General features: G+C 60.2%; 22 protein-coding genes, 1 tRNA gene and 2 pseudogenes. 11 read left to right on the top strand and 14 right to left on the bottom strand.

The genetic code is table 11. The annotated features are described in order from the left end of the window. Nucleotides 1–7 precede the first annotated feature (7 nt). Genes sctR through GH769_RS28530 form a run of 8 tightly spaced genes read right to left on the bottom strand, consistent with a single transcriptional unit; the run spans nt 8 to nt 7,984 of the window. Nucleotides 8–661 carry a type III secretion system export apparatus subunit SctR gene (sctR, locus tag GH769_RS28565; RefSeq protein WP_014716815.1) on the bottom strand — a complete coding sequence of 218 codons (654 nt, stop codon included), beginning with the start codon at nt 659–661 and terminating at the stop codon, nt 8–10. Beyond that, nucleotides 658–1,671: a FliM/FliN family flagellar motor switch protein gene (locus tag GH769_RS28560; RefSeq protein WP_014716814.1), complete on the bottom strand. Its 1,014-nt coding sequence runs from the start codon at nt 1,669–1,671 to the stop codon at nt 658–660. The genes sctR and GH769_RS28560 overlap by 4 nt, the downstream gene beginning before the upstream one ends. After that, a complete protein-coding gene (locus GH769_RS28895) occupies nt 1,668–2,126 on the bottom strand; it encodes a type III secretion system HrpP C-terminal domain-containing protein (RefSeq protein ID WP_177480967.1) in 459 nt (152 codons plus the stop codon). The genes GH769_RS28560 and GH769_RS28895 overlap by 4 nt, the downstream gene beginning before the upstream one ends. After that, complete coding sequence (locus tag GH769_RS28550) at nt 2,123–2,551, bottom strand: YscO family type III secretion system apparatus protein (protein WP_014716812.1); 429 nt, start codon at nt 2,549–2,551, stop codon at nt 2,123–2,125. Before GH769_RS28550 ends, GH769_RS28895 begins: the two co-directional genes overlap by 4 nt. Continuing rightward, entirely contained in the window at nt 2,538–3,896 is a 1,359-nt protein-coding gene (locus GH769_RS28545; RefSeq protein ID WP_032903972.1) for a FliI/YscN family ATPase, read from the bottom strand. Before GH769_RS28545 ends, GH769_RS28550 begins: the two co-directional genes overlap by 14 nt. Further along, nucleotides 3,893–4,792 carry an FHA domain-containing protein gene (locus GH769_RS28540; protein WP_032903971.1) on the bottom strand — a complete coding sequence of 300 codons (900 nt, stop codon included), beginning with the start codon at nt 4,790–4,792 and terminating at the stop codon, nt 3,893–3,895. Before GH769_RS28540 ends, GH769_RS28545 begins: the two co-directional genes overlap by 4 nt. Before the next feature lie 37 nt (nt 4,793–4,829). After that, entirely contained in the window at nt 4,830–6,923 is a 2,094-nt protein-coding gene (gene sctV, locus GH769_RS28535) for a type III secretion system export apparatus subunit SctV (RefSeq protein WP_032903969.1), read from the bottom strand. Next, a complete protein-coding gene (locus GH769_RS28530; protein WP_014716808.1) occupies nt 6,920–7,984 on the bottom strand; it encodes a TyeA family type III secretion system gatekeeper subunit in 1,065 nt (354 codons plus the stop codon). Before GH769_RS28530 ends, sctV begins: the two co-directional genes overlap by 4 nt. Nucleotides 7,985–8,248: 264 nt before the next feature. On the opposite strand from GH769_RS28530, the gene GH769_RS28525 reads away from it, so the two are divergent. The 6 genes from GH769_RS28525 (at nt 8,249) to GH769_RS28500 (ending at nt 12,705) form a co-directional block, all read left to right on the top strand. Next, the gene (locus GH769_RS28525; protein ID WP_014716807.1) at nt 8,249–8,800 is read left to right on the top strand and encodes an RNA polymerase sigma factor; all 552 of its coding nucleotides are present in this window, start codon (nt 8,249–8,251) and stop codon (nt 8,798–8,800) included. A gap of 235 nt (nt 8,801–9,035) precedes the next feature. Next, nucleotides 9,036–9,112: transfer RNA gene (locus GH769_RS28520), tRNA-Met, on the top strand. A gap of 129 nt (nt 9,113–9,241) precedes the next feature. Further along, nucleotides 9,242–10,021, top strand: coding sequence for a PhzF family phenazine biosynthesis protein (locus GH769_RS28515; RefSeq protein ID WP_020301448.1), 780 nt, complete (start codon nt 9,242–9,244; stop codon nt 10,019–10,021). Between the two features lie 38 nt (nt 10,022–10,059). Next, nucleotides 10,060–11,889 (top strand): gamma-glutamyltransferase, encoded by a 1,830-nt coding sequence (gene ggt, locus GH769_RS28510; RefSeq protein ID WP_050585621.1) that lies wholly within the window; start codon nt 10,060–10,062, stop codon nt 11,887–11,889. A 272-nt stretch (nt 11,890–12,161) separates the two neighbouring features. Then, nucleotides 12,162–12,404: a hypothetical protein gene (locus GH769_RS28505; RefSeq protein ID WP_239688367.1), complete on the top strand. Its 243-nt coding sequence runs from the start codon at nt 12,162–12,164 to the stop codon at nt 12,402–12,404. Next, the gene (locus GH769_RS28500) at nt 12,391–12,705 is read left to right on the top strand and encodes a DNA-binding transcriptional regulator (RefSeq protein ID WP_019817027.1); all 315 of its coding nucleotides are present in this window, start codon (nt 12,391–12,393) and stop codon (nt 12,703–12,705) included. Before GH769_RS28505 ends, GH769_RS28500 begins: the two co-directional genes overlap by 14 nt. A 22-nt stretch (nt 12,706–12,727) precedes the next feature. Here the strand turns inward: GH769_RS28500 and ddlA are convergent, their stop codons facing one another. Then, nucleotides 12,728–13,825 (bottom strand): D-alanine--D-alanine ligase, encoded by a 1,098-nt coding sequence (gene ddlA / locus GH769_RS28495; RefSeq protein WP_020301445.1) that lies wholly within the window; start codon nt 13,823–13,825, stop codon nt 12,728–12,730. 162 nt (nt 13,826–13,987) lie between these two features. On the opposite strand from ddlA, the gene GH769_RS28490 reads away from it, so the two are divergent. Both GH769_RS28490 and GH769_RS28485 read left to right on the top strand, forming a co-directional pair. Next, nucleotides 13,988–14,797 carry an AraC family transcriptional regulator gene (locus tag GH769_RS28490; RefSeq protein ID WP_014716803.1) on the top strand — a complete coding sequence of 270 codons (810 nt, stop codon included), beginning with the start codon at nt 13,988–13,990 and terminating at the stop codon, nt 14,795–14,797. Between the two features lie 437 nt (nt 14,798–15,234). Then, complete coding sequence (locus GH769_RS28485; protein ID WP_050587211.1) at nt 15,235–15,471, top strand: hypothetical protein; 237 nt, start codon at nt 15,235–15,237, stop codon at nt 15,469–15,471. Nucleotides 15,472–15,602: 131 nt separating this feature from the next. On the opposite strand, the gene GH769_RS28480 is transcribed toward GH769_RS28485, so the two are convergent. The 4 genes and pseudogenes from GH769_RS28480 to GH769_RS28470 form a co-directional block, all read right to left on the bottom strand. After that, entirely contained in the window at nt 15,603–16,178 is a 576-nt protein-coding gene (locus GH769_RS28480; protein WP_032902213.1) for a flavin reductase family protein, read from the bottom strand. A 60-nt stretch (nt 16,179–16,238) separates the two neighbouring features. After that, a pseudogene (locus GH769_RS29545) lies at nt 16,239–16,670 on the bottom strand (methyl-accepting chemotaxis protein); the annotation flags it as partial. 108 nt (nt 16,671–16,778) lie between these two features. Then, nucleotides 16,779–17,465 (bottom strand): annotated as a pseudogene (locus GH769_RS29540) (PAS domain-containing protein); the annotation flags it as partial. Between the two features lie 186 nt (nt 17,466–17,651). After that, a complete protein-coding gene (locus GH769_RS28470) occupies nt 17,652–17,984 on the bottom strand; it encodes a DUF2790 domain-containing protein (protein ID WP_014716799.1) in 333 nt (110 codons plus the stop codon). Nucleotides 17,985–18,210: 226 nt separating this feature from the next. Here GH769_RS28470 and GH769_RS28465 point away from each other — a divergent pair, with 226 nt between their 5' ends. From GH769_RS28465 to GH769_RS28455, 3 genes are all read left to right on the top strand, one after another. Next, nucleotides 18,211–19,530 carry an OprD family porin gene (locus tag GH769_RS28465; RefSeq protein WP_032902212.1) on the top strand — a complete coding sequence of 440 codons (1,320 nt, stop codon included), beginning with the start codon at nt 18,211–18,213 and terminating at the stop codon, nt 19,528–19,530. 338 nt (nt 19,531–19,868) lie between these two features. Next, complete coding sequence (locus GH769_RS28460) at nt 19,869–20,543, top strand: heavy metal response regulator transcription factor (RefSeq protein ID WP_014716797.1); 675 nt, start codon at nt 19,869–19,871, stop codon at nt 20,541–20,543. Continuing rightward, nucleotides 20,540–22,000: a heavy metal sensor histidine kinase gene (locus GH769_RS28455; protein ID WP_032902211.1), complete on the top strand. Its 1,461-nt coding sequence runs from the start codon at nt 20,540–20,542 to the stop codon at nt 21,998–22,000. The genes GH769_RS28460 and GH769_RS28455 overlap by 4 nt, the downstream gene beginning before the upstream one ends. A gap of 59 nt (nt 22,001–22,059) precedes the next feature. Here GH769_RS28455 and GH769_RS28450 read toward each other — a convergent pair whose 3' ends face one another. Then, complete coding sequence (locus tag GH769_RS28450) at nt 22,060–25,203, bottom strand: CusA/CzcA family heavy metal efflux RND transporter (protein ID WP_032902210.1); 3,144 nt, start codon at nt 25,201–25,203, stop codon at nt 22,060–22,062. Nucleotides 25,204–25,215 lie beyond the last annotated feature (12 nt).

The raw sequence follows: 25,215 nt of genomic DNA, 5'->3' as shown, positions 1-25,215 counted from the left end.
ACGCCACTCAGAGATAAGAAAGGAACAGGCTGTCGAGCAACCGCGACCAGCCAGACACCAGCACGAACAGCAGCAGCTTGAGCGGCAGGGAAATGGTCATCGGCGAGACCATCTGCATACCCAGCGCCAGCAGCAGGTTGGAAACAATAAGGTCGATCACGATGAAGGGGATGTAGATCAGGAACCCGATCTCGAACCCCGCCTGCAATTGCGAAAGCACAAAGGCCGGAATCAGCAGGATAAGATCCTCACGCTGCACCTCCTGCGCCATTTTCGCTGGCCACAGACGTGCGGTATTTTCCAATAGATGGGTCAGCACATCCGGGTCCACATTACGCAGCATGAAGGCACGCAAGGGGTTGATGGCCTCATTGCCGGTACTCAGAAACGTTTGCACGTTGGTCATGTCCAGAGGCGAAGCCTTGAGGTTCTCGGCGATCTCATACCCCACCGGTGCCATGATGAACAAGGTGGCAGCCAGGGCGATTCCGTTGATGGCCATGCTTGGAGGCACCTGTTGTACGCCGATGGCATTGCGGGTAATCATCAGCACAATCACGATTTTCAAGAAGGCTGTGCAGACAACCAACAGCATGGGCATCAACGACAACGCCCCCAGAAATACCGCCAGAACTACCGGGTCCAGCCCCTGAAGAATCATCGACCGAACACCACTCGGGACAACTGCAACCCCAGACGCCCGTCAACTTCCACCAACTGTCCCTGGCCGATGGGTCGATCACCGTAATACAGTCCCGCCGTGCCCGGGGCGAAACCGGCAATGCCCAATACCGAGCCGGGCACGAGGTTACGCAGCTCCCCCAGGGTAAGGTTCAGTGTTCCGCAGCGTACGTTCAGCGTCATGCTCAACTCATCGAACGGCTCGGGGCCGAATACGTCCATGACAGGTTCATCGTTTTCATGCCCCGAGTAATGAGGTACAGCTAAATCTTCGTCCACGGACATGTCCTCGATAGAAGTAAGAATGAAACGTAAGCGCCCGTTGTCATCGTCAATGCCCCCGTGCAGGCGCTCTCTGCCAACCTGCACATAGCCGCTGCCCAGGGCCTGGAAAAAGGTCTGTTCAAGCACCAGCACATCGCCGGTCCGCAGGCTACTGGCCTGTACAATCGGTAACCGCAACCGCCCAAGGGTCACGGCAATTGCCAATTGAAACGACAACGGCAGTGGCGCAGCCGTGGCCCGCCAGGAACTCGCCTCGTGCAAGGCCAAAAAGCTTTCGGGGCTCAACCAGGCATAACCCTCAGCCCAGGATGCCCCCAGGGTCACGGTGAGGCGGCAGCCAAACCCCCTTGGTCGCTCGGTGTGCAGCAATCTCACATAACCCAACAACGACCGCACTTCGGGGCTCAGGTAATACTGGAACAACGCCCAGAACCAGGAGTCTGGTTCGTTGTCGGCCCCAGCGAGGGTCACCGGACACTCGCCCATCAGGCTGAGCAACGGCCCTGCCTTAGCGAGCGCCAGCACGCCGCACTGCGTGTCAAAGCACACCGCTTCACTGCCAACTGGCGCACGTCCAGGCTCAAGCCGCAGCTCACCGGCCTGACCCGCGACATGGAACGGCAGGTACAGGCCGCGCCCCAGTCGGTTGCGTGCGGCAACCAAGTCGCTCTTGATCGACGGGAATGTCAGTAGCGGTACGATCATAGGTTGCCGACGCTTGGCACAAGTACGCTGACTGGCCGCCCCAGCGCTTGCGCAAAACGTTCCTCACACTGCTGTCGTACGCCACTGAGCCAGCGTGCCGTGGCGCCCTGTTCTGCTTCCAGCTCAATGGTCCAGGCGCTCTGTTCTCGGCGCACGCTGGCATTGATCCGTCCCAGACGTGGCAAGTACAACACTGCCTGCAACGGCCATTGCGAACCGGCCAATACACGCGGCGCCAGCTGTTCGGCGAGCGCCTCGATCATGGCGATACCGGATGCTGATTTTTTTCCCGATAAGGAGGCTCCCGTCCCTGTGCCCTCACGCTCATCAGCAAACAGCCGCGCAAACAGTCGCCCTTGCTCCCAGGGCACCACGCCCGCTGTTCCCGGCTCACGTTCTTCCCGTGGCTCCCGCAGGGGCGGTCTTTGAGGGGATTTATTAGCAACCTTAGTCATGCCGGCTCCCGTGCCAGTAAAAGTGATAACTCCTGTAACTTTTCGACCTGTCGCAAGCATTCGGTGGCTTGCCTCTGGGCTTTGCCAACGTGGCTTTCTTTTACTGGCCGTTGGCTGCGCAACGCCTCAAGCTGCCCCTCTTCTCGCTGGGTGCTGGCGGATAAGGAGTGTTCCTGCGCGCGCCAGGATTTCAGCCCCTTCAAGGTCAGGGTCTGGCCCTGATGCTGACTGAGCAACTGCGCACTTTGCCGGGCTTCCTCCTGCCGAGTCTGTTCAAGTGCTTCCTGGGCCTGCTGGATGTGCGCAAGCAGGGCCTGCTGCGCACGCTTGGCCTCACGCAGGGCACGCTCGGCCCGATCGGCCCGGTGCCTGCGCAGGCGCCGCAGCGTCTCCACCTCACCGAGCAGTACGTCAGAATGGGACATGGGCGGTCAGCTCCTTGAGTTGCTCCAGCGTGACAGCCATCGGTGTCGGCTCACGCAAATCCTGGCGCAGGAAACCATCCACCGCTTGGCGACTGTTCACCGCCAGGTCCGTCAGGGCATCGCTGCCAGGCTGGTACTCGCCCAGCTTGAGCATCAACTCAATCTGCTGGTACGCCGATAGCAAACGCCGCAACGCCGTGCCCGCCTGGATATCCGCAGGTTCTGCGACGTTGCTCAATATTCGTGAAAGGCTCGCCAGCACATCTACCGCCGGATAGTGCCCACGCTCGGCCAATTTGCGCGACAGCACGATATGGCCGTCAAGCAACGAACGCACTTCGTCGGCCACCGGGTCGTTCATGGAGTCCTGCTCGATCAGCACCGTGTAGATCGCTGTGATCACACCGTCACGGGTCAACCCGGCGCGTTCCACCAGACGCGGCAGCAAGCTGTACACCGAAGGCGGCAGACCACCGCGTCCCAGGGGCTCACCGGCAGCCAGGCCAATTTCGCGCTGGGCCCTGGCGAAACGAGTCAGGGAATCAATCAGCAACAACACCCGTTGACCCTTGCGCCGAAAACCTTCAGCCAACGCCGTGGCGGTGAATGCAGCGCGAGCGCGCTCCATGCTGGAGCGATCAGACGTAGCACACACCAGTACCGCTTTGGAGCGCAGTTGCTCATCCAGCTCATGGTCGAGAAACTCACGCAACTCGCGGCCTCGCTCGCCGATCAGGCCGAACACGATGACGTCGCATTCGACGTTACGGGCGATCTCGGCCAACAGAGTCGTCTTGCCGCAACCGGCCCCGGCGAACAGACCGACGCGCTGGCCTTCACCCAGCGTCATCAAGCCATCAATGGAACGCACCCCAGTGGCCAGGGCACGGTTGATCCGCGGGCGCTCGGTGGGTAACGGCGCTTCACACAGCACCGCACTGGTATCGGGCAGTTCAGCTTCGACAAACGCACTGGCGCCCTGCCCCGTAATCGGTCGCCCGAAACCATCCAGTACTTGGCCCAACAGCGCCTGGCTGACCTGCACACGATGCGAAACGCCCAGGCGCTCAACGCCAGCGCCCACTCGTACGCCTTCCAGATTACCCAGGGCACTGAGTACTGCATCCTGCTGATCAAAGCCGATGATTTCGGCGAGCATGAAATCCCCCGGCCCTTTTTCCACTTGGCACAAATCGCCGATGCGCGCCTGAGGCAATCGGCATTGCAGCAACATGCCATTGACGCGCTGGATGCGACCACGCATCGCCACTGGCGCAAAGCTGCTCAGCGCCTGGGCCTGGCGCTGTTGCCAGGCGTCGAGACGCGCTTGCAATTGCGTACTCACCAAAGCACCTCATAACGCTGCGCACCGTCGAAAACCACCTTGCTGTTGTCGATCAGCACCAGGCGCAGGCCGTCTATCTGATCCCCCAGAAAAAGCCGGCTGCCCTCTTCCAGAACCACGTGGCCGTTCGGTCCGCCCACTATCTGCACAATCCTGAACGGCAAGGCCTCATCGCGCACACGGACACGACTGATCACCGGCACCGCACTGTCGAATTGCTCACCAAAACGGCTGAGCATCCGCGACACCAACTCCACATCCTCCTGGGAAACATCCCCGCTCAGCACGACTTGGCCGTTGATCACCTGCAAGCCGATGCGCGGGCTCAACTCACGCTCGCCAAGCATCTTCACCAACTGTTGGCGCACATCAATCGGTGAGGCCAGTTCCTGTTTGCCAGCCACCGCAGGCATCAGCGAAGCCTGGGCCTCATGCTCCCCTGTCGAGACCATGCCCACTACGGCGATGATGATCGCCATCACCAGCACCAGGCTGATCAAGCGCTTTTGCTGCGAGGGCGCAATGGCGGACAACATCAGTGCCTGCGCGGGTTCATCCGGCGATGGCACCGCTGCGGCCGCCGGCGCCACAGGCTCGGGCCACGGTTGATCCGCCAGGGTGACGCACAACCTTACGCTGCCCACCAGAAAGGGCACGTTCAATGCCAGATTCGGGATCTGCGCCATGGCTTGCCCAGCAGCCCCGTACAACAGTTCCGCCTGGGCCTGCACCGACCAGTTAGCCTCAAAAAAGCGCAGCAACGCATGCTGCTCGGCAACCCCTGGATCGTTCAGCACCAAGTCAGCATCTGCCTGGGCGCCAATGCTCCATTGCTCGCCAAACAACGGCAACGCAGCGCCCTGGCGCTGGCCATCAAGCACCCTTAGCTCATACATTATCGAGCCCTCTTTCGTATTAACCATGGCCGCAGGCTCATGCCGCCGCCCCCCGCATCAAGGCTTCCTGGCCCAGGTCTATGCGCCCCAGGACCTTGACCTTGGATGTGCTTCCCAACTCAGCGAAAGACAGCACCGGTACATGGTTGAACTCTTCCAGCAGCAAGGTCCGCAATGGGCTGCGCAAGTCTTGCGCCACCAACATCACACTTTTGCTCTTGGCCCTTAGAACAAAGGCTTGGTTGAGCAAACTGATAAAGGCCGCGCTGTGGTTCTCGTCCAGCGCGAAAAACACGCCGGTCTGGGTCTGGCGCAGCGCCTCGCGCAGGATGTTTTCGCTCTGCGGAGATAACAGCCAGGCATGCAGGCCATCGGCCTCCCTGTACTGGTGGTAGATCTGTGCCTTGAGGGCAATGCGCGCATAGTCGGCCAGGGCTTCCGGCTCACGCTCATGCTGCCCGTACTCGATCAGCGACTCGACAATCAGCCGCACTGCTCGCAGCGGTACGCCTTCACTGGCCAGGCGTTGCAACACCGCCGAAAAACGCGAGAGCGGCATGATGCGCTGCAGTTCCTGCACCAGTTCCGGCTGGTTATGCTCAAGCCAACTCAAGATCGACTTGCTCTCCTGAATCCCCAGGAACTGCGGCCCGCTGAGCATCATTGCCTGCCTCATGCGTTCCAGGATCAGGTGCGTAGCCGTGAAGCGCTCCAGCTCTGGGTCCTCCAGCAGCGGGTCATCAGGAGGCAACCAGAGCCAATCCTGTTCATCCCGCTCAGCCAGCCCCGGTATGGCGTGCTCAGGCTCAACCGTCAGCGCCTTGCGCTCAACAGCCACATGGTTGACCACTGACGCCCTGACCATGGGCACCTCATGCACGCAAAAGCGCATTTCATCGGCGGCCAGGGAATCATCGAGTTCAACTTCGAACGGCGGCAATGTCAGGCCGATATTGGCGACCAGCGAGTTTCGCGCCTGGCGAATCCCATGAATCAGGTCCGTCACCTCAGGCGTTCCGCGCAGCACGGGGGAAAACTGCAACAGGTAGGGGCGCGACGGATCAAATCCGCGCAAGTCCTCTTTACCGTTCTCTTCAGGTCGAACGACCTCGGCGGCTTCGTTGGCGGGCTCTGCCTGTCGTTGACGCTGGCGTACCAGGTAGTAACCCACACAGCCGGTGATCAGCGCGATAAGAATAAACACCAGGGTAGGCATGCCCGGCACTAGGGCAAACGCAAGCATTCCCACCGAGGCAATCACCCAGCTCTTGGGCTCGCTGGTCATTTGCCGAGCAATTTCGACGCCCATGTTACTGACGCCTTTGCGTCCATCCGGCGCCACGCGGGTGATGATCATGCCCGCAGTCAGAGAGATCAGCAGCGCTGGAATCTGTGCTATCAGGCCATCGCCAATCGTCAGCACCGAATACAACGAAATGGAATCGGCAGCGCTCAACCCGTGCTGGAACATGCCCGTGGAGAAGCCGCCCAACAGGTTGACCACGACGATGATCAAACCGGCGATGGCGTCGCCTTTGACGAACTTCATGGCGCCATCCATGGCCCCAAACAGCTGGCTTTCACGCGACAGCTGATCGCGTTTGTCGCGCGCCTGCACACCGTCAATCAACCCGGCACGCAAATCGCTGTCGATAGACATCTGCTTACCCGGCATTGCATCCAGGCTAAATCGCGCCGCGACCTCGGCAACCCGCTCCGAACCCTTGGTGATCACCAGGAAGTTGACCAGGGTCAGGATCAGGAAGATCACCATCCCCACCGCCAGGTTTCCCCCCACCACAAAATTGCCGAACGCCTCAACGATGTCACCGGCGTCCTGTTCCAACAAGATCAGGCGCGTGGTCGCGATCGACAGCGCCAATCGAAACATAGTGGTCAACAACAGGATCGACGGGAACGACGAGAACGCCAAAGGGCCCGGTAGATAAAGCGCCAGTACGATCAACAGGCAAGATATGCAGATATTGAGAGCAATCAGAATATCTACCAGCCAGGTCGGCAGTGGAACGATAAAGATAAAGATAATGGCCATGACCACCACAGCGCCCAGCACTTCAGCTCGCTGTGCCACTTTGAGCAGTAAGCCATTGATGGTCGACAGCAGAGTCACGTCATAGCCTCGGCCAGCTCAGGAGAACGCTGGGTTCCGCCATCGATCCGGTTCAGTTCGTCCATCACCGCTACAAACTTGAACAAGGTTTCCTCACGGACTCTGGTGTCAGGCCACAAGGCCAAAGGTAACTGCCGGATCAGAGGGTAAAGCGCGTTGAGAGCTGTCAATTGCCTGGTAGGCGAACCACTCCCCATCTCATTCCCCAACCGCAGAATTTCATCGGCGCCTATGCCGCTGCTGGCATATCCGAGCAGGCGCTGCAGCAGCGTAACGGCCTCATCCTCCATCTCCAGGCGCTGCTTGCACGTCACGCAACTGGCCAGCACTGCGCTCAACTGCCCGCAGCTTCGCAGCCCCACCAGCAAGGAGCGCAGCAATGGTGTAGGCACCGAGGACACCAAGGCGGCAATATCGTCTGCCAGGGCTTTACGCATCACGTTAAGCCCTTCTTGAAACCCATCACCGCCGTATACACCCAGCAGGGCTTGCATCATTGTTGCCAGGGATTGGCGCGTGACCACGCTGGCGTAGTAGAGCGCACGTAGGGCCTGGCGCTCCTCGGGGTCCACGCTGGCGGCTTGCAGTGTTAAGGCGATGTTCAGGCCGGCCTGGATTTCGCCCTTGAAACGCGCCTCCAGCTTGGCGATGGCTGCGTGTGCCAGGGCCGCTTCGGATTTACGGACTTCAGCGTCCGCCTCGCTCACCACATGCTTGAGCACCACGAAAGCACGCGCCGGGTCGCCTCCGGCGAGGTCGAGCAATTTTTCGAGACTGGCGCTTTGCAGCAACTGCATCCTGATTCGGCGCGAAACCGAAGCCATGCTCGCCTGGGCCGGGTGACCCAACTGGTCATAAAGCTCCACCAGCTTTTCAGCCGCAGGCACGCGCACGCCCATTTGCCGATGGGCCAGCGGGAGCTTATTGAGCTCCACTTCCTGATTGAACAGATGGGCCAGTTCGTCGACACCCTTCGCAGGTGCAGGCACGGAGCCAGTGTTGATAACAGGTTGATCCGAGCTTTGGACCGTTTGCACATCGTTGCGAGATTCGACTTTCATGGACAGGCCAGTTCAGGAAGAGTGTTTTCCCTGTGTGGCGAGGCCCACCCATACGGTTCCATAGAAATTTGAGGCTGAGCCGGGTTTGAAAAGACTTGCACAGGCACCTGTTCCCCCGTGCAAAAGTCTGCGTAAAAACACCTCCATTCAAAATATTTATCTATGTATATCAAGCTATTAAACGATTTTTTCTCTTTGGCACACGCAGTGCAATCGGGTTCCTGTCGATACGTTTTCGACTGCGTCTACCTTAAGGAAAAAATCATGAATATCCCTATTGAAGCTTTAGTTCACCTTGGTGGCAATTCGCCTCAATTCATGCTCCATCTGACAGACGATCAACAGAAAAAACTGCGGCGCTTCATTCACAAACGGGTCCTCAACCCGGAAGACGCGGATGATCTATTGCAACTGACTTACTTGGAGGCCTGGCGCAATCGCGAGCGCTTCAGTGGTACCGCGACGCTCAGCACCTGGATGTGCGGTATCGCGCAGAACCTGATCCGCAATCACTTCCGGCGCCTGTATGCCAAGCCCTCTCATTGCGAATTCGACGAGTCGCTGTGGCATGGCCATGAAGAAAACCACAGCCTGGATTGGGAATTCGAGGTCAACCGACGCCTGGAAAATACCCTGAGCGCAATTGATCACTTGCCCACAGAGATGCGCAGAACACTGTATGCCTCCCTGGAAACCGACGGCAGTTACCAGGACACCGCCGACGTACTGGACATTCCTATCGGCACCGTGCGCTCGCGCCTGTCACGGGCACGCGAACAGCTCAAGCGCGTCACCCACACCCCACTGCATCAGTAAGTTGAACTAGCCAGTCAAGCGTTGGGCGACAGGGATATCTGCCCAACACTGTCGGACTGGGCCCGTGAGTAGACTCTCGAAGACGCTTAGCGCTTGCGCTCCCCTCATGCACGGTGCATTCGCCACCGCCCGTCGCCAAAATCAGCGCTTTGGCTTAAACAGTTGAAAGCGTAGAAAAATTTTCAACAAAAACGCTTGACGCATTGCCGTTCCAAGCGAATAATGCGCGCCACTTGGCTACATAGCTCAGTTGGTTAGAGCATAGCATTCATAATGCTGGGGTCCGGGGTTCAAGTCCCTGTGTAGCCACCAAGTACTAAAAACGGCTTACCGAAAGGTAGGCCGTTTTTTTATGCGCGCAAAAAAACTCCCCAACTGTATTTTGACGCCCCCCCAACCCCACTGTTAGTGTCCTGCCTCCCCTAAACACGGAGTGCCCCGATGCAACTGGACATCTACCAAGTCGACGCTTTCAGCCACCATCCCTTCGGCGGCAACCCGGCAGCGGTGTGCCCACTCACTGAGTGGCTGGCCGACGAGCAACTGCAGCAGATTGCAGCCGAGAATAATCTTTCGGAAACCGCGTTCTTTGTACCCCGTGGCGAGTTCTATGAGTTGCGTTGGCTCACGCCGGAAGTTGAGGTGGACCTGTGCGGCCATGCCACGTTGGCAGCCGCGTGGGTATTGATCCACAAGTTGGCGGACGCCCCGCAGGTTCTGCGCTTTGCCACCCGTAGCGGCGAGTTGCGGGTAACGCGCAACGGCGATGAGCTGGCGATGGATTTTCCGGCCAAAAAACCCGAACGCTGCGAGCCGCCCCACGGCATGTTGAGCGCCCTGGGGCTTGAAAACGCCGAGGTGTTTGGCACCGACGACTACATCGTGCTGGTGGAAGATGAAGCACAGGTGGCGGCTCTCACACCGGACTTTGCGCGGCTCAAAGGCCTGCCTAAACGCGGGGTTGCGGTGACCGCTAAAAGCACTCGGTTTGATTTTGTCTCGCGCTGGTTCGGCCCGAATGTGGGCGTTAATGAAGACCCGGTTACCGGCTCGGCGCACACGTCGCTGGCACCTTTCTGGGCCGAGCGCCTGGGCAAATCGCAATTGAGCGCCGAGCAAGGCGGCCAGCGTAAGGGCCAGCTGCGCTGTGAACTGCAGGGTGACCGGGTGATTATTTCCGGCAAGGCCGTGCTGTACATGCAAGGCACGATTTACCTGTAAACAACGCAGTAGCCCAAGGACCACAGCACCTTCTCAACATGAACGGAGTTCAGCGCGTGTTTTTGATTTCCCGCCGCAGCCTGACAGTCATCGCCGCAACCCTGGCCCTCACCGCCTGCCACACGCCCGTCAACGAACAGCCTCCGGCGCCAGAGCTGGGCTCGGGCTACCGCACCGACCTGAGCACCCGCCACGCCGAGCGCCATATGGCCGCCGCCGCCAACCCGCTGGCCGCTGAAGCCGGGCGTGAAATGCTGCGTCAAGGCGGTTCAGCCATTGATGCGGCGATTGCCATGCAAGCGGTATTGACCCTGGTGGAACCGCAGTCTTCCGGCATCGGCGGCGGTGCGTTCATCATGCTGTGGGATGGGCACAACGTGCAGGCTTATGACGGCCGCGAAACTGCGCCGGCCGGGGCCACGGAGCGTCTTTTCCTGAAGGCCGACGGTACGCCCATGGCGTTCACGGATGCGCAGATTGGCGGGCGCTCGGTGGGCACTCCAGGGGTATTGCGCGCCCTGGAGATGGCGCACCAAAAGAGCGGCCGCTTGCCATGGGCCAAGCTGTTTGAACCGGCGATTCGCCTGTCGGAGCAAGGCTTCGCCATTTCCCCACGCTTGCACAGTTTGATCGCGGCTGACCGCTTTATCGCGCAATCGCCCGACATGGCGGCGTACTTCCTGAATGCCGATGGCTCGCCAAAAGCCACCGGCACGCTGTTGAAAAACCCGGCTCTGGCCGCGGTGTTCAAGCGCATCGCCAAGGAAGGGCCGGATGCGTTGTACCAAGGATCGATTGCCGATGAGATCGCACGCAAGGTGCAGGGCCATCGCAATGCCGGCAGCCTGTCCCAGGCTGATCTCAAGAGCTACACCGCCAAGCAGCGCGCACCGCTGTGCACCGACTACAAACAATGGAAGGTCTGCGGCATGCCACCGCCGTCCTCGGGCGGGATTGCCGTGGCGCAGATCCTCGGGACACTGCAGGCGCTGGAAACCCGCACCCCGCGCCTGGCCATCGCCCCTATGACACCGGTCAAGAGTGCCTCGCCGGCCGGGCTTGAGCCGACACCCGAGGCCGTGCACCTGCTCGCCGAAGCCGGGCGCCTGGCCTTTGCCGACCGCGCGCTGTACGTGGCCGATGCAGACTTCACCCCCGTACCCGTCGCCGGCCTCGTCGCACCGAGTTACCTGGCGCAGCGCGCCACGCTGATCGGCGAACGCAGCATGGGCATCGCCAAGCCCGGCCAACCCGCCGGTATTCAGGTAGCGTATGCGCCAGACCGCTCGCCGCTGCGCATCTCCACCTCACAGGTGGTGGCAGTGGACGACCAGGGCGGCGCCGTGTCGATGACCACCACGGTTGAAGCAGCATTCGGCTCTCATGTGATGGTCCAGGGCTTTTTGCTCAACAACCAGATGACCGACTTCTCGTTCATCCCCGCAGAAAACGGCCAGCCTGTAGCCAACCGCGTACAACCGGGCAAACGCCCACGCTCGGCCATGGCGCCGACCTTGGTGTTCGACCGCAACTCGGGCGAACTGCTGGCTACCGTCGGCTCCCCCGGCGGCTCGCAGATCATCGAGTACGTGAGTAAATCCCTGGTGGCCATGCTCGACTGGAAGCTCGACCCGCAGGCGGCCATCAGCCTGCCCAACTTCGGCAGTCGCAATGGTGCTACCGAGTTGGAAGCTGGGCTGTTCAGCCCGGCGCTTAAACAGGCGCTCAAGGACAAGGGCCACGCCCTGAGCGAGATCGAGATGACCAGCGGCGTGCAGGCCATCGTGCGCACACGGGATGCCCAGGGCAAGGTGACGCTCAGTGGTGGCGCGGACCCTCGGCGTGAAGGTGAGGCGTTGGGTGATTAAGGTGTTGATCTATCCGTACAGGCTTATAAAAAAAGACCTGCACCCTTACGCCTTAAATCCTACGCGGAGCGCCAGAACTCAAAGTGCCATGTCATCTTTTGCGATAAAAACCTTCTTGAGCAGCCCCATCTCACCTGCGATTTTCTGGCCCGCCCTTTCTTGCCAGAGGCTACGTCAAAGACGTAGAATTTCGCGTGTTCACTCTCATAGAATCCCCTCTCTTCAGCAGGCAATGGCCTGACTATTGGACTGAAGATGAAAAAGGTATCTTCATGGCGTTTCTCGCCAGCCATCCTGATGCTGGAAATGTCATTCCGCGCTCGGGAGGTTGCCGAAAGATACGCTGGAGCATGGAGGGCCGGGGTAAAAGTGGATCAGTGCGGGTCACCTACACCACACAACTGGAGTGCGGAGCAGTCGTCGCGCTACTGATTTATGGCAAGAGCGCCACGGAGAATATTCCGGCACATATCCTGTACAAAATCGCAAAGGAAATGAACCATGCCACTCACTGATAAAGAACTGAAGGAACGTGACGCCAAACGCAATATAGGCGAAGAACTACTCACAGCCATTCAGGATGTCAAAGCGGGACGTTACGGTGCCGTGCAGCACGTTGAGGTCACTCAGGCTGCCGAAGCAAGAAGCAAGACAGGGCTCTCACAACCCAAATTTGCCGAGCTTCTGGGCGTGTCAGTAAGAACCCTTCAAGAATGGGAGCAAGGGCGTCGCGCACCTTCCGGAGCAGCACGTTCGCTACTGCATATTGCGGCCATAAGGCCGGACGTTTTTCGCGAAGTACTCAGTAACGCCTGATCGCGTTACTGCTTCGGGCCAATCACTGGCGGTTGATCTTCAAGCCCTTGCGCCCCGCATGCCGCTCCAGCGCCAGCTCGATCAACCGGCTCACCAGCTCGCTGTAGCTCATGCCCGCTGCCTGCCACAGCTTGGGGTACATGCTGATGCGGGTAAAACCGGGCAGTGAGTTGATCTCGTTGATCAGCACTTCGCCGTCCTGCGTCAGGAACACATCCACCCGCGCCAACCCGGCGCAGCCCAACACTTCAAACGCCTCAATGGCCAGGCTGCGGATCCGCTCGCTGGCGTCATGACTGATCGCCGCCGGCACCACTACCTGGGCGGCCTGGCCATCGATGTATTTGCTGTCGTAGGAATAGAAACCACTGCTCACCACGATCTCGCCACAACCGCTGGCGATGGGCTGGTCATTGCCCAGCACGGCGCATTCGATCTCACGGCCCTGGACGGCGGACTCCACCAGCACCTTCTCATCAAACCCCAACGCCAGTTCAACGGCAGCGCGGTACTCGGCTTCGCTGCCGACTTTGCTTACCCCCACCGACGAACCCTGGTTGGCGGGCTTGACGAACATCGGCACACCGAGCTTGCCAGCGGCCGTTTCAAAAGAGGTGCGCGCCGCATTAGCTCGCGTAAGGGTGATGAACGGCGTGACCGCAATGCCCGCGTCGCGCAGCAAGCGCTTGCTGATGTCTTTGTCCATGCACACCGCCGAGCCGAGCACGTCGGAACCGACGAAGGGCAAGTCCGCCATGCGCAGCAAGCCTTGCAGGCAACCGTCTTCACCGAGGGTGCCGTGGACAATCGGGAAGATCACGTCGATGTGTTCCAGCATGCCCTGCCCGGAAGTTTCCACCACTTGCTGGCTGGCCTTGCCGGGCACCACGGCCAATTCACGGTTGGACTGGTTGAGGGCGATGAGCGCCGGGTTTTCCTGGTTGAGCAGGAAGTTCGAGGTGTCATTAAGGTGCCAGTGACCGGCCTTGTCGATACCGATCAAAACCGGCTCGAAGCGTGAGCGATCAAGGGCATCGACAATGTTGCGCGCCGATTGCAGCGAGACCTCATGCTCAGCCGAACGCCCCCCAAAAATAATCCCTACCCGCACCTTGCTCATGACCCGGCCTCACTGTTGAAAGTAAGGCTTCTTACCATGGGTGGTCAGCGATTCGCTACCCGATGTGCATTGCCCAATACCTGCACAATCGTACAAGACCCCAGCAGACAACCGGTGCAGACTCAGTTAACGTGTTTCCACTTCCTTTTGTGACAAGTCACCATGGGCAACCCCATCCACTCCCTCGACTGGCTGCACCGCGCACCCCACGCCAGTGGCCTTGACCGTATCGAGGCGTACTTTGCCGGCTTCGCCTTCGACCCTCATCGCCATGACACCTACGCCATCGGGCGCACGTTGTTCGGCGTACAGAGTTTTCATTATCGCGGCGGCACGACCCACAGCCTGCCTGGCACCACCATGGTGATCCACCCCGATGAAACCCATGACGGTCGCGCCGGCAGCGACGAAGGCTTCAAGTATCGGATGATTTATGTGGAGCCGGCGCTGATCCAGCAGATCCTCGGTGGCCAGCCGTTGCCGTTTATCCCCGGCGGCTTGTCCACCGACCCACGGCTGCACCGCGCCAGCGAAGTGTTGCTGCAGAGCCTGGATTGCCCGATAGACCCGATGCAAGAACAAGACGCTATGTTCGACCTGGCCCACGCGCTGAGCGCTGCGTCCGGGGCCATCATCCGCCGTAAATCCTTCGACTACATCGCGGCCGAACGCGCCCGTGAATTCATCCACAGCGCCCTGGGCCGCAGCATCACCCTGGATGAAATTGCCGACCACGCCGGCCGCGACCGGTGGGCGTTATCGCGGGATTTTCGTTTGTTATTCGGCACCAGCCCCTACCGCTACCTGACCATGCGCCGACTGGACCTGGTGCGCCACTTGTTGGCCCAGGGCCAATCGTTGGTGGATGCGGCGATGACCGCAGGCTTTACCGACCAAAGCCACATGACCCGCCAATTTCGCAGCACCTACGGCATGCCGCCATCGCGTTGGGTGAAAATGCTCGGACGCTGAGTACTGGGTTGGACTGTGGGAGCTGGCTTGCCTGCGATGCAGACACCTAGGTGTATCAGGCACACCGCTATCGCAGGCAAGCCAGCTCCCACAGTTGGATGAGGTGGCGTTGCTGGCATTTGGTCATGGTTTGTAAAGGGCCAGCAAGCTGCGTCCCTTTAAATTGCAGGACGTTTCCGAGACAATCCCTGCCGCCTTGTGCCTGTTGGAATCGATGGCTAGTCTTCGGCCCGTCACTGCCTTTTCAGTGATCGGGTTTAGTCGCCCGGACTCTAATCAGGCGCATGGTCCTCCATGAGGTTTTATGGTGGCTGTGCGCAGGGCACCCTCGGGTGCGCCGGATTTTCCTGATTAGCCGGTCGACTAACCTGCGTACAGCCGCCACCCTTCGTTTAGTCGCGACTGGGCCGGCTTCTGCCTTAATCAGGAGTTACACCATGACCAAAGCACTTCCCGATCCACCCATGGATTGCCTAGTCGTCAATGAAGAACTCAGCTTCGAAGACGCTCAACTCTATATTTCCCATCTGATCAACAGCGCATCGGCCACGGTGTGGGACTGTTGCGATCACCTGCAACCCCACGACCGCGCCCGAATCCATGCCGCATGGCACTTGCTGGAGATGGCCAAGACCGTAGTAAACCGCACCCTCGAGTGCATGCCACGAACCTGAAGACACCATAAACCCCATGTGGGAGCTGGCTTGCCTGCGATGCAGACACCTCGGTACATCAGGTACACCAAGATGATGCCATCGCAGGCAAGCCAGCTCCCACAGTTGATCTTCGTGGCTTTGCGCCTCTGTCAGAGCTGGCGCCCGACAACCGGTTGACCAATGGCCAGGAAGTTTCCGCCCGCCACATGGTGCAACGTGCGCAGTTCATCATGCCCCTCAAAATGCCAGCGGCCCTCGCTGAATACCCGCTCATCAGCATAGGCCGCGACCACTTCGCCCAGGAACAGGTCATAGGCCTGCTGATTATGCGGCTCGGGCAGCAGGCGGCATTCCAGCCAAGCCACGCAGCCTTCCAGCATCGGCGCCCCGGTGTGCTCACCGCTGAAAGTGTGCAGGCCGTAGGCTGCGAATTTGTCGGTTTCAACGCCGCGGGTATTGCCCACCGTCTGCACCAGATCAGCCTGCACAACACAAGGCACCTGCAGCACAAAAGTGCCGGCGCCTTCCAGTAGTTGGCGGGTCCAGGTGGCCTTGTCGAGCACCACCGCGACTTTCGGTGGTTCGAAATCCAGCGGCATGGCCCAGGCAGCGGCCATGATATTGCGCTGGCCGTTGTGGGCTGCACTCACCAACACGGTCGGCCCGTGGTTGAGCAAACGGTAAGCCTTGGACAGTGGTACGGGGCGACGGAACGTAGGGCTCATGGTCGATCAGCTCTGCAAGCGAGAAAAGACCTACGATACCTCAAGCACAAGCCCGACAGGTCAGCTCGACAGCTGATTGGCAAACTGCCCGACCGCACTCACCACCTTTTGCGCACCGTCCTGAATCTCGACGATCACGGTACCCGCCTCCGCCGCCAGGGCCAGGCCCTGCTCGGCTTGCGCACGACCGTCGGCCATCAAGGCCACCGCGTCGCGGGCCATGTCCTGGTTCTGGCGCACCACACCGACAATTTCCTCGGTGGCTTTGCTGGTGCGTGACGCCAATTGCCGCACTTCATCGGCCACCACCGCAAAGCCCCGCCCCTGTTCACCGGCACGCGCCGCTTCGATGGCGGCGTTGAGCGCCAAAAGGTTGGTTTGCTCGGCAATGCCGCTGATGGTCTTGACGATGCTGCCGATCACTTGGGACTGGGCATTCAGCGCCTCGATACCTTCGCCGGCCTGCTGCATGTGCTGGGCCAGGTCGCGCATCACGTCCACGGCCTGGGTGACTACAGTGGTACCGCGCTGGGCGCTGTCGTCGGTTTGCAACGAGGTGCTGTAGGCAATATTGGCGGCCTCGGCCACCGCCTGCTCGCGGTTGACCTGGTCGGTAATGACCGTGGCGAACTTGACCACTTTGTACAACCGCTCATTGGCGTCCAGCACCGGGTTGTAGGTGGCCTCCAACCACACCAGGCGGCCGTGGCTGTCCACGCGTTTGAAGCGCGCGGCGACGAACTCACCGGCGTTCAGGCGCTTCCAGAACCGTTGGTATTCGGCACTGTTGTATTCCTGTGGTTCACAGAACATACGATGATGTTTGCCTTCGATCTGCGCCAGACTGTAACCCATGGCGCCGAGGAAGCGGTCATTGGCGGTGAGTACATGCCCCTCCAGATCGAACTCGATCAACGCAGTAGAACGCATCAGCGCGGTGATCAGGTTTTCATGTTCACGCGAACTCTCGATGGTGCGAGTAAGGTCGCTGGAGAACATCGAAAACTGCTTGATGCGCCCCTCAGAACTGCGCACCGGCTGCACGATTGAGCGCAACCAGGCTTCCTTGCCATTGCCGCGCATCAGGCGCACGGCGCCGGCAAAGTGTTCGCCGCGGGCCAGCGCGTGCTTGAAGCGCAGCTGGAACTCGTCCTGGCGCACGTGGGCCGGCACCAAGTCTTCGATCGCGCGCCCGACAATCTCGCCCAGCGAGTAAGCCAGCTCCTGCAGGAAGTTGGCATTGGCCCACTCCACACGGCCTTCAGGGTCCAGCGTCAGGCAGAGCATTTCGCTTTCCAGGCTCTCTTTCACCTGAAGCAAGCTCGACAATTCTTCGCGCAGAGCGGTCAGCTCCTGCTTCAGGCGGGTATTGAACATGGGGCACCGTTAGGCAAGTGAGGTGGGTGTACTCCCTTGCATCGGCGCTGCCGGGGTTTTCTGAAGAGCGCTTGAGCCCTGGGCCGAACTATATTTTCAACCGCCATTGTTACGGCATACGCCCATGACCTGATATTCCAGGGTATTGAGCTTGCCGCTGGAGTCTTCATAGGTCATGCGCGACGGCACGGCGTTGCACGAGCGGATCGGCGGCGTCACGTTGACGACCTTGGCAATGTCCAGGTCCATGCCATAGCGGTACGCCTGGACCTCGGGCACCGGCTTGCCTTTTTTGATGGCGTAGGCGGCCATGGCTTTCTCATTGCGCTCCATCATCAGGGCAAAGGTGCGATCCCCACCCCCTTCGGCCAGTGCGCCGAATGACAACACAGCCGTTAATACAGCCAAACCTGCTTTATAAAAGTTCATCGCGGTTTCCTCGACTGAAAAGTTCAGTGTCGAGATTAACCAACCCACCCTGACGCCAGGTTCACCAGAACATTACTTATTTGTTAGATGGCCGTTAGTTTCCAGAATTGTAATCTTCGCGCCATGCAGCTGTTATCCGTCGTTTGCAACTATCAGCCAGGGCCAGATCAATAAAAACGCCCGCCTCTATAAGAAGCCGATAACTGCCATCACCGAGGAGCGCATCATGAGCATTCGTCATTACACCCTTCCCTTTTCACTGATGGCTGCACTGCCCATGGCCGCCTTGGCGGTGGAGGACAAGCCCGAAGGTTTTATCGAGGGCAGCCGCATCAACGTGCTGGCACGCAATTTCTACTTCAACCGCGATGACCGCAAAGGCCAGTCCAGCCCCACTGGCAATGGTTACTCCGAAGCCTGGGCCCAGGGCTTTATCGGCAAATTCGAATCCGGTTTTACCCAGGGCACCGTGGGTTTTGGCCTGGACGCGTTCGCCATGTACGGCCTGACGCTTGACTCGGGCAGCGGCCGCAGCGGCGGCAAAGGCTCGTTCGGCGTGCTGCCGGTGAACAGCGACAACCAGCCGGAAGACAGCTACAGCAAAATCGGCGGCGCGGCGAAACTGCGCGTGCTGGACACGGTGATCAAGGCCGGCGACGTGTTCCCACTCACCCCGGCGGTGGCCTACGGCGACTCTCGCCTGTTGCCCGAGAGCTTTCGCGGCGTCACCCTGCAAAACACCAGCCTGGAAGGCTTGAGCCTGCAAGGCGGGCGCCTGAGCGGCATGAGCCAGCCCAGTGAAAGCGGCATGAACAAAGGCTTTGCCACCTTCTATGCAGGCAAGGTCGACTCGCCTTGGATCGCCTACTTCGGCGGTGACTATCAGCTCAACAGCCACCTGGGCTTTAGCCTGTACAGCAGCCGCTTGAAGGACGCCTGGGACCAGTACTACTTCGGCAGCAATGCCAATTACGCGCTGACCGACGACGTGTCGCTGTTCGGCGACTTCAACTATTACAAGGCCGTGGACGAAGGCCAGAAACGGCTCGGCGAGTTCGACAACAACATCTGGAGCGCCAGGCTCGGGGTCAAGGTCGGTGCCCACAGCCTGGCCGTGTCGCACCAGCGCAACAACGGCGACGATGATTTTGATTACCTGCGCCAGTCAGACTCGATCTTCCTCAACAACTCCATCCAGTACAGCGACTTCAACGCGCCCAAGGAGCGCTCATGGATGCTGCGCTACGACCTGGACATGCAGGCGTTCGGCATTCCCGGCCTGTCGTTCATGACCCGCTACGGCAAAGGCACCGGCGCCGACTATAGCAACGCCAATGCCGTGTATATGCGCCGCGATGCAGCGGGTAACCCCTTGACCGATCAACGCCGCTGGGAACGGGATATCGAGGCCAAGTACGTGGTGCAAAGTGGGCGTTTGAAAGATTTGTCCCTGCGCTTGCGCCAGGCCACCGTGCGCTCCAGTGCGTTCGAGTCAGACCTGGAAGAAGTTCGTCTGATTGCCGAATACCCATTGGTCGTGCTGTAGCCCTTACATTCGCTCGCGATTAACTAACATCTGTTCACAAATAGCCAGTTATCAAAATTGTAATATTGGCCTCAGCTTCTCGTTAAGTGGAACTTTCTATACTCGCTTCAACTTATTCACCCGAGCACATTCATCTCTGAAGCTTTTGTGTAGCTCCTTTGGAAAGAGATGAATTTTTAACGCCCCGCTTGGGGCGTTTTTTTTGCCTGCGGTGCGGTGCGACCGACGGTCGCAGTTGACCCTAGAGTTACTTCAGCCTTCAGACTTTTCCCACTTCCGAAACCGCCGCCATAGGGACATGGGCGCCTTCTCTCCCCCTAATTCAAGAGGTAACCCCCATGCGTATTCTTGTGGTTGAAGACGAGCAGAAAACCGCCGACTACCTGCAACAGGGCCTGAACGAAAGTGGCTACGTGGTCGACTGCGCCGCCAATGGCGTCGACGGCCTGCACCTGGCAGGGCAACACGCCTATGAACTGGTGATTCTGGACGTCAACCTGCCGGGCAAGGATGGCTGGCAAGTACTGGAAGAATTGCGCCGCAACGGCACCCAGCGCGTGATGATGCTCACCGCCCGTGGCCGGCTGGCTGACAAGATCAAGGGCCTGGACATGGGCGCCGACGATTACCTGGTCAAGCCGTTCGAGTTTCCCGAACTGCTGGCCCGCGTGCGCACCCTGATGCGTCGCAGCGAGCACATTCCACAGCCGGAAGTGTTCCGCGTCTCGGACCTGGAACTGGACCCGCGCCGCCACCGCGCTTATCGCGGCACCCGGCGCATCGACCTGACCACCAAGGAGTTCGCCCTGTTGCAAGTGCTGATGCGCCAGGCCGGGGAAGTGCTGACCCGTACGCAGATTATTTCCCTGGTGTGGGACATGAATTTCGACTGCGACACCAACGTGGTCGAAGTCTCCATCAGCCGCCTGCGCGCCAAGGTGGATGACCAGAGCGAGGTCAAGCTGATCCACACTATTCGCGGCGTGGGCTACGTGCTGGAAGCGCGCCCATGAAGACCGGCAGCCTGTCGATGCGCCTGGGCTTGACGGTCAGCCTGATGGGCGCGGGCCTGGTGTTGCTGCTGGCGACCCTGGCCTACCTGGCCCTCACCCATGAGCTGGAAAAACTCGCGCGCAAGAACCTGGAAAGCAAAATGGAACAGATCCAGCACAGCCTGGCCCTGGGCCTGGACGCCCACGCCATTCGCGGCCGCCCGCACTCGCTGATGGACCTGGTGATCGGCCACGACAATTTCCACCTGACCATCGTCGGCACCGCGCCCGATAACAGCGTGCTGCTGAACGTCGGCAGCAAGCCCCAGGAGCCACTGCTCACCGACTTCAAGCCACGGGAAACCCTGGGCTACCTCAATTGGGTCGACAGCTACGGCAACCAGATACTCAGTGCCTCCAGCTTGATGCGCCTGGCCAACGGTGAACGCGTGCGGGTGCTGCTGTCCCTGGACCGCATGGACGACCAGGCATTGCTCAGTGCCTACCTGCGCGCCACGCTGATTGCGTTGCCGCTACTGCTGATACTGATTGGCATGGGCGCCTGGTGGCTGGTGCAACGGGGCCTGGCACCGTTGAAGCAGTTCAGCCAGGTGGCGGCGAAAGTCACCACCCAAGACCTCACCCATCGCTTGTCTGTGGACAACCTGCCCCACGAACTGGGTGAACTGGCCCACGGCATCAACGTGATGCTCGACCGCCTGGACGCCGGGGTGCAGCAACTCTCGCAATTCTCCGATGACCTGGCCCACGAACTGCGCGCGCCCTTGACCAACCTGATGGGCAAGGCCCAGTTGACCCTGTCGCGCCAGCGCCCGCCGCAGGAATACAAGGCGGTGCTGGAATCCAACACCGAAGAGCTCGAACGCCTGGCGCGGATTGTCAGCGACATGCTGTTTCTGGCGCAGGTCAGCCACCCGGCGGCCCGGGCCTCATTCACCGAGGTGTCCCTGGCGCAGGAAGCCCAGCGGGTGATGGAGTTGTTTGCCCTGAGTGCCGAAGACAAACACATCACCCTGAGCCTGCGCGGCGATGCCTGGGTGACGGGCGATCGGCTGATGATCCAGCGGGCGATTTCCAACTTGCTCTCCAATGCCATTCGCCACACACCCGAGGCCTCTACCGTGTTGCTGTTGGTGGAGACCTACGAGCAGAGCGTATCGCTGTCGGTGGGCAACCCGGGGCGAGGCATTGAAGCGCACCACCTGCCGCACCTGTTCGAACGTTTCTACCGCGCCGACAGCAGCCGCACCCGTGCCGAGGGCGGCACCGGGCTGGGGCTGGCCATCGTGAAATCGATCATGCATTTGCATCAGGGGCATGCTCATGTCACCAGCCAGCCTGGGCGTTTTACGCGGTTCAGCCTGGTGTTTCCCCAGGCTCTGGAAGCACAGTTGGCCCCCTGTGGGAGCGGGCTTGCCCGCGAAGGCGGTGTATCCGTCAGTAAAGGTATCGACTGACCCGGCGCATTCGCGAGCAAGCCCGCTCCCCCAGGGGGGTTGCGGCGTTTTCACGGTTGTCAGGCGGTCTCTTCATCGCGGCGATGAGCCCATTGGTACAACGCCGGCAGCACCAGCAAGGTCAGCAAGGTCGAAGAAATAATCCCGCCAATCACCACTGTCGCCAATGGGCGCTGCACTTCGGCACCGGTGCCGGTGGCGAGCGCCATGGGGATAAACCCCAGGGACGCCACCAGCGCGGTCATCAGCACCGGGCGCAGACGGGTCAACGCGCCTTCGTGGATCGCCACCGATAATGAGCGACCTTCCTCGCGCAGGTTTCGGATGAAGGCGATCATCACCAGGCCATTAAGCACCGCCACGCCCGACAAGGCGATAAAGCCCACACCCGCCGAAATCGACAGCGGAATATCACGCAGCCACAAGGCCATGATCCCGCCGGTGAGCGCGAATGGGATGCCGGTAAACACCAGCAGGCCGTCCTTGAGGTTGTTGAACATCATGAACAGCAACCCGAACACCAACAGCAACGCCACCGGCACCACGATGCGCAAGCGTTCAGAAGCCTCCTTCAACTGTTCGAACTGGCCGCCCCAGGTGGTCCAGTAACCGGCAGGGACTTTCACCTGGGTGGTGATGGCGGCTTCGGCCTCCTCGACAAACGAGCCGATATCGCGCCCGCGCACGTTGGCGCTGACGATCACCAGGCGCTTGCCGTTCTCGCGGCTGATCTGGTTGGGGCCCAGCACCAGGTCGAGGCTGGCAACCTGGGACAAGGCGATAAAGCCCAACTGCCCCGAGGTACTACTCGCCAGCGCCGGCACCGGGATCAACAGGCGTGACAAGCCGTCGATATCGGTGCGCAACGTATCGGACAAGCGCACCACCATATCAAAACGCCGATCACCCTCGTACAGCGTACCGGCCTGGCGCCCACCGACCGCGACGGCGATGGTGTCCTGCACATCACCTACATTCAGGCCAAAGCGAGCGGCCTTGTCGCGGTCGATATTGATGGTCAGCACCGGCAGGCCGGAGGTCTGTTCCACCTTCACTTCCGAGGCGCCGTTGAGCTTCTGCAAGGTCTCGGCGATTTCCCCAGCTGTCTGGTTGAGCACCGCCATATCATCGCCAAACACCTTCACCGCCACATCGCTGCGCACTCCGGAAATCAGCTCGTTGAAACGCAACTGGATCGGCTGCGACAGCTCATACACGCTGCCCGGCACAATCGCGCTGGCCCGTTGGATGTCAGCGATAATTGCCTCGCGGGACTTCTTCGGGTTCGGCCATTGGTCCTTGGGTTTGAGCATCACGTAGCTGTCGGAAATATTCGGCGGCATCGGGTCGGAGGCGATTTCCGCCGTACCGGTGCGTGCAAACACCCGCTCGATTTCCGGCACTTGGGCCAGTAAGGTTTTTTCCAGTTGCTGCTGCATCTGCACCGATTGGGTCAGGCTGGTGCCGGGCACACGCAGCGCCTGCTGGGCAAAGTCGCCTTCGCTGAGGCTGGGGATAAATTCACTGCCCATGCGGCTGGCAACCAGACCCGAGACGACGATGGTGAGTGCGGCCAGGCCGAACACCAAGGGCCGACGCACCATCACCCAGTTGAGCACCGGGTCATACACCCGGCGTGCACTGCGCATCACAATGTTTTCTTCTTCCTTGACCTTGCCGGTGACAAACAACGCAATCGCCGCCGGTACGAAGGTCACCGACAGAATCATCGCGCCGAGCAAGGCAATCACCACCGTGAAGGCCATGGGGTGGAACATCTTCCCGGCCACGCCCGTGAGGGCGAAGATCGGCAGGTACACCACCATGATGATCAACTGCCCGAAGATCAGCGCGCGTCGCGCCTCCTTGGCCGCGGCGAACACTTCGTGCAGGCGTTCACTGCGGGTCAGCAACCGGCCATGACGGTGTTGCGCATGAGCCAGACGGCGGATGGCGTTCTCGACGATCACCACCGCACCGTCAACGATAATGCCGAAGTCCAGCGCGCCCAGGCTCATCAGGTTGGCGCTGACTTTGTTGGTGAACATGCCGGTGAAGGTGAACAGCATCGCCAGCGGAATCACCATCGCCGTGATCAGCGCTGCACGGATATTACCCAAGAACAGGAACAACACCGCCACCACCAGCAACGCACCTTCGAAGAGGTTTTTCTTCACCGTGGCGATGGCTTTTTCCACCAGGTTGGTGCGGTCGTAGACGGTGACGGCCACCACACCTTCGGGCAGCGAGCGGTTGATCTCCTCAAGCTTTTTCGCCACCGCCTGGGACACGCTGCGGCTGTTCTCGCCGATCAACATGAACACCGTGCCCAGCACCACCTCACGGCCGTTTTCGGTGGCAGCGCCGGTACGCAGCTCACGACCAATGTCGACCTGGGCCACATTGCGCACGCGGATCGGCGTGCCGTCCGAGGTGGTGATGACAATGTTGGCGATGTCGTCGATAGACGCCACCTGGCCCGGCGCGCGGATCAACAACTGTTCGCCGCTGCGCTCGATGTAACCGGCGCCGACGTTGGCATTGTTGCGCTCCAGCGCCGTGACCAGATCGTTGAGCGTCAGGTTGTAGGCGGCCAGGCGCTTGAGGTCTGGCGCAATCTGGTATTCCTTGGCGAAGCCGCCGATGGTATTGATCTCGGCCACGCCTGGCACGTTGCGCAGCTGCGGTTTGATGATCCAATCCTGGATCACCCGCAGGTCGGTGGGGGTGTAAGGCGTACCGTCCTCTTTGCGCACACCGTCCTCGGCTTCGACGGTCCATAGGAAAATTTCCCCCAGGCCAGTGGAAATCGGCCCCATCGCAGTTTCGATGCCGTCGGGCAATTGCTCGCGCGCCACTTGCAGACGCTCGTTGACCAGTTGGCGGGCAAAGAACAGGTCGGTGCCGTCCTTGAAAATCACCGTGACCTGGGACAAACCGGAACGCGACAGCGAACGCGTCTGCTGCAGGCCCGGCAGGCCGGCCATGGCCGTCTCGATGGGAAAGGTAATGCGCTGCTCGGTTTCCAGCGGCGAAAAACCGGCCGCCGCCGAGTTGATCTGCACCTGTACGTTGGTGATGTCAGGTACCGCGTCGATGGGCAGTTTCTGATAGCTGGCGATGCCGACACCGGCCATCAACAGCACCGCCAGCAACACGATAATGCGCTGCTCGATGGCGAATTGGATAAGGCGCTCAAACATGGGGAATCACTC

This window comes from Pseudomonas sp. CFSAN084952, from assembly GCF_009648855.1.
Classification (GTDB): Bacteria; Pseudomonadota; Gammaproteobacteria; order Pseudomonadales; family Pseudomonadaceae; genus Aquipseudomonas; species Aquipseudomonas paracarnis.
Note: the sequence above shows the minus strand (reverse complement) of the source record. Positions and strands in the feature narration are given on the sequence as shown.